5 protein-coding genes and 2 pseudogenes are annotated in these 3,605 nt (G+C 66.7%); 3 read left to right on the forward strand and 4 right to left on the reverse strand.

The genetic code is table 11. The features are described from left to right. Nucleotides 1-60: 60 nt before the first annotated feature. Nucleotides 61-741: a site-specific integrase gene (locus MFF58_RS31345; protein ID WP_238294197.1), complete on the reverse strand. Its 681-nt coding sequence runs from the start codon at nt 739-741 to the stop codon at nt 61-63. Beyond that, nucleotides 738-1,232: a hypothetical protein gene (locus tag MFF58_RS31350; protein WP_238294200.1), complete on the reverse strand. Its 495-nt coding sequence runs from the start codon at nt 1,230-1,232 to the stop codon at nt 738-740. The genes MFF58_RS31345 and MFF58_RS31350 overlap by 4 nt, the downstream gene beginning before the upstream one ends. Nucleotides 1,233-1,591: 359 nt before the next feature. Here MFF58_RS31350 and MFF58_RS31355 point away from each other — a divergent pair, with 359 nt between their 5' ends. Together MFF58_RS31355 and MFF58_RS31360 are read left to right on the forward strand one after the other, a co-directional pair. Beyond that, nucleotides 1,592-2,227: an AAA family ATPase gene (locus MFF58_RS31355; protein ID WP_238294202.1), complete on the forward strand. Its 636-nt coding sequence runs from the start codon at nt 1,592-1,594 to the stop codon at nt 2,225-2,227. A gap of 5 nt (nt 2,228-2,232) precedes the next feature. Next, complete coding sequence (locus MFF58_RS31360) at nt 2,233-2,505, forward strand: ribbon-helix-helix domain-containing protein (protein ID WP_238294204.1); 273 nt, start codon at nt 2,233-2,235, stop codon at nt 2,503-2,505. A gap of 237 nt (nt 2,506-2,742) precedes the next feature. On the opposite strand, the pseudogene MFF58_RS31365 reads toward MFF58_RS31360, so the two are convergent. Continuing rightward, nucleotides 2,743-3,048: pseudogene (locus MFF58_RS31365) on the reverse strand (carbonic anhydrase); the annotation flags it as partial. Between the two features lie 33 nt (nt 3,049-3,081). Between MFF58_RS31365 and MFF58_RS31370 the strand changes: the two are divergent. Continuing rightward, nucleotides 3,082-3,219, forward strand: a pseudogene (locus MFF58_RS31370) (IS5/IS1182 family transposase); the annotation flags it as partial. A 166-nt stretch (nt 3,220-3,385) separates the two neighbouring features. Here the strand turns inward: MFF58_RS31370 and MFF58_RS31375 are convergent. After that, a partial coding sequence (locus tag MFF58_RS31375; protein ID WP_373323423.1) for an ABC transporter permease occupies nt 3,386-3,605 on the reverse strand: 220 nt, incomplete at its 5' end.

Below are 3,605 nucleotides of genomic sequence, written 5' to 3' on the forward strand. Positions count from 1 at the left end.
CATCACCCGCATCGTCGAGGGCCATCGGCAGCGGCACCTCGATGATCTGCTGCCATGGGCTTACCAGCCAACGCCGGCCCTCAAAGCCGTGGCCTGAGGACAGCGCTTACGGATGAACCGACCATGCGGGATCGCCTTCTCAAACCCCCTGCCCTCCTGGTCGACCTTGGACCGGCGAACCGTGACCCGCAGGCCCTCGGGATCCTCGCGCAGGTCTTCGACGTCGAGCGCCACCAGTTCGGATCGACGGAACGCCCCCGCAAACCCGAGCGCCAGCAGCGCCCGGTCGCGCTTGCCGGTCAGGGTGTCGGGCGTCCTCGCCAGCAGCATCTGCAGCACGTCGACCGTGGCCGCCGCCTTCTGCGTGGGAGCCGTGCCGATCCGACGCCGGATCCCCTTCATGGTGGCGCGCACGTCCTCGTCGTCTGTCGGATCCGCGGTCTTCGCCAGCTTGTGTCCGTAGGAGATCGCGGCCAGCCGCCGGCCGATGGTGGAGGCAGACCGTCCGGCCTCGGCCTCGGCCACGAGAAAGCCCGAGACAGCTTCAGGCGTCGCCGGCAGGGACTGGAACCCGTACCGGGCGCACCACGCCTGGAAGACCTGCACGTCGGAGCGGTAGGCTCGGACAGTAGAGTCCGCCTTGCTGGCCTGCTGATAGGCGCGAATGAGCGCTGCGGCCTCGGCCGGGAGCGTTTCCACATTGTGGAAGGCTTCGACCGGCAGAGTTTCGAGCGCGGTCATAGCTTGCCCCGGAGCGATGCAGAGCGTCGTGCGACATCCGCGAGCAGATCGGCATGAAGGCGCTCAGCCTCGGCCGTGTTACCGGCCTTCCGCGCCCTCGCGATCTCGACGTGCTGCCACCACACGCCACCGGGTCTGACGAGGTGCCACTTCGAGCGACCGCGCCATGGGTCATCCGGAGCAGGCTCCTCGATAAGAGCCTTGATCTGCGCGATCGTCATGGTGTTGATGAGGGGGTCGGCTCGCAACCGACCGATCGCATAAGAGCGAACGTTGAGGGTGTTACAGTAGATGATCTGCCCACCCGGCAGAGCGCTGGTGAGCTTTGCCCACCAGAGCCGGGGGGCGATCTTGTCCGCCGCCCTCAGGATCGCGACGCGGTGGCGCCTCTCCACCTGGGTAAGGCCGGGATAGGCGATCGGCCCAAGCTCGGCGACAGAGAACGTGGCATCGGGCGACGCTGTGAACGCCGCCTCGATCGCTCGCTCCACCCTGCCCGGCCCTCGACCCACCGCCTCCCTCCTCCAAGTGTTTCCGTCGCAACCAACGTGCACGATGGAAACGTTTAAGCCTCCCGGCCTCTCGAAAGGTGGCGGGGCGCCACCGCATCCAGGCGGTTGGCAGCCTGCGTTCAAACTTGTGAGAAACACTCTTATCAAAAGTTATGACGATGATATGGTGATAGCAAGCCGTCGAGACGGAAAGACGCTGTGCGTCTGCGCCGTCAGGCTGGCTCGATGTCCCGCTAATGAGGCAGCACGACCGCTGGACCTCTTGCTGGCGGCCAAGCTTGACGGCCTGTTAATCAGACGGCTCCCATGCTCGCCCGCGAGACGGCAGGACGCTTCGCATGCAGACCATCACGATAGCGGCGCGGAAAGGCGGAGTCGGAAAGACAACGCTCGCAACGCACCTCAGCGTCATCGCTGCCGGGCCGGGCAAGCCGGTGCTGCTGTTCGACACCGACCCGCAGCGGTCGCTCAAGTGGTGGTGGGATCTGCGCCAGGGCGACACGCCGGCCCTGGTCGAGTGCGAGGCGCGCGAGTTGCCGAAGATCCTCCCTGCCGCCAAGGCCGAGGGCGTGGCCTTCTGCATTGTCGACACCCCGCCCCATGCCGAGACCTCGATCGCCGATGCCATGCGGATTGCTGATCTGGTGCTGGTCCCGACCCGCCCAGGGCCGTTCGACCTCGCCGCCGTCGCAACGACGCTCGACCTCGCCCAACGCGTCGGCAAGACGCCGCTGGCGATCATCAACCACGCGCCGCCTCGCACTGGCGCGGCCGAGCCTGCGATCGTGTCGGAGGCGCGCGAGACCCTGACCCGCATGGGCGCCACCGTGGCCCGCGCCGTCGTCTCGCAACGGGTCGCGATGTCTCACGCCGTCATCGGCGGGCAGACGGTCAACGAGTTCGAGCCGAATGGCCGGGCCGCCGAGGAAATGCTGGCGCTCTGGGCCGAGGTCCAGGGCATGATGAAGGAGTAGGGGACATGGCCGCCGAACGTCAGCCGCTCACCAGCCTATCGGACCGCCTCGCCCGGAAGGTCGCTCCCGAACCAGAGAAGCCAGCCGAGTCTGAGGCGCCGCAGCAGACAGCGAAAACCAAGGCCGCGGACGCTCGGGTGCAGATCATCGTTCGCATGACGCCGGCCGAGAGGAAGGCCCTACGCCAGATCGCTCTGGATCAGGACACAACCGCCCAGTCGCTCGCCGAGGATGCGATCCGCGACGTGCTGCGACGTCACGGCTTCAAGGCGCCTTGACACCTCAAAATCTAGACGTCCTGAATGCAAAATATCAAGACACGTTGACGTTGTGACCTCTCGCTATCAAGACGCCTTTATACCTGACGTGGAGCGGTCGGAGTGCGCGAGGCCGGGGTGCAGCCCGTCGGCTGGCCCCGGCTTCTCCTTCGCTCAGCCAGGACGGGCGCGATGACCCATCCCGTCAGCTGCGGCCGGAGGCACCATCAGCCTGCTAACGACGACAAGCGGGGCGGTTCAGATGTCTTCCATCCACTCGACATGGCCATCGGAGAGGCCGTAGCGCGCGCCCACGACCTTGACCGCCCCGGCGCCCAGCGCCTCCTTGATCACGAGGCTCTGCGTCGTCAGCCGCTTGGCGACGCGGCGGGCGTTGCTCCGCACCGAGGCCTCGAGGAGGTCGCCGCCCTGGCTCCTGGCCTCCAGCACGGCCGGCACGATCGGCTGCACCATCTCGCCGATGACGCCCGGGAACGTCGCGTTCTTCTGCACGACCTCGACGGCGGCCGCGACGGCGCCGCAGGATTGATGGCCGAGCACGAGCGAAGGCCTCATCGGCGAGCCGTTCTGCGAGCGCGTCGCACCCTGGCGTGGCTGGCTCGCTTCCGTCGCCTCGCTATCCGCTACGAACGGCGCGCCGACCTCCACCTCGCCTTCACGACGCTTGCTTGCGCCCTCATCTGCCGGACTCAGGCCAAACGGTTTTGTCCTTAGCTCTTAGTGTGTCAACGAGCGGACTCAAGTATTAGATTTCGACCACTAGGCACAGCACGCGTTCTGGCTACCGACCGGCAAGCTGTTTTAGCTTGACCACGGCCTGCCTGCGCGTTCTGCGAGCCTGAACCACTCCGCAGGACGTCGAGGCGCCTATTAGAAACCCTCATTCCATTTTGAGCGCTTCGACCGGGTCGAGCCGCGAGGCCCTGTGGGCCGGGTAGTATCCGAAGAACAAGCCGACCAGCGCCGAGAACCCGACCGACAGCAGGATCGCCTGCGCGTCGATGATCGTGGCCCAGCCCGCCGACCGGGCGACCGTCAGCGAGATGCCGGTCCCGACGACGACGCCAGCCAGCCCCCCGAGCAGGCACAGCACGAGGGCC

The sequence above is a fragment of the Methylobacterium longum genome (assembly GCF_022179385.1).
In the GTDB taxonomy this organism is placed as follows: Bacteria; Pseudomonadota; Alphaproteobacteria; order Rhizobiales; family Beijerinckiaceae; genus Methylobacterium; species Methylobacterium longum.

Excerpts from the sequence above, each read along its gene's own strand:
- MFF58_RS31345 (WP_238294197.1), bottom strand. The coding sequence starts at position 741 with ATGACCGCGCTCGAAACTCTGCCGGTCGAAGCCTTCCACAATGTGGAA.
- MFF58_RS31355 (WP_238294202.1), top strand. The coding sequence starts at position 1,592 with ATGCAGACCATCACGATAGCGGCGCGGAAAGGCGGAGTCGGAAAGACA.
- MFF58_RS31360 (WP_238294204.1), top strand. The coding sequence starts at position 2,233 with ATGGCCGCCGAACGTCAGCCGCTCACCAGCCTATCGGACCGCCTCGCC.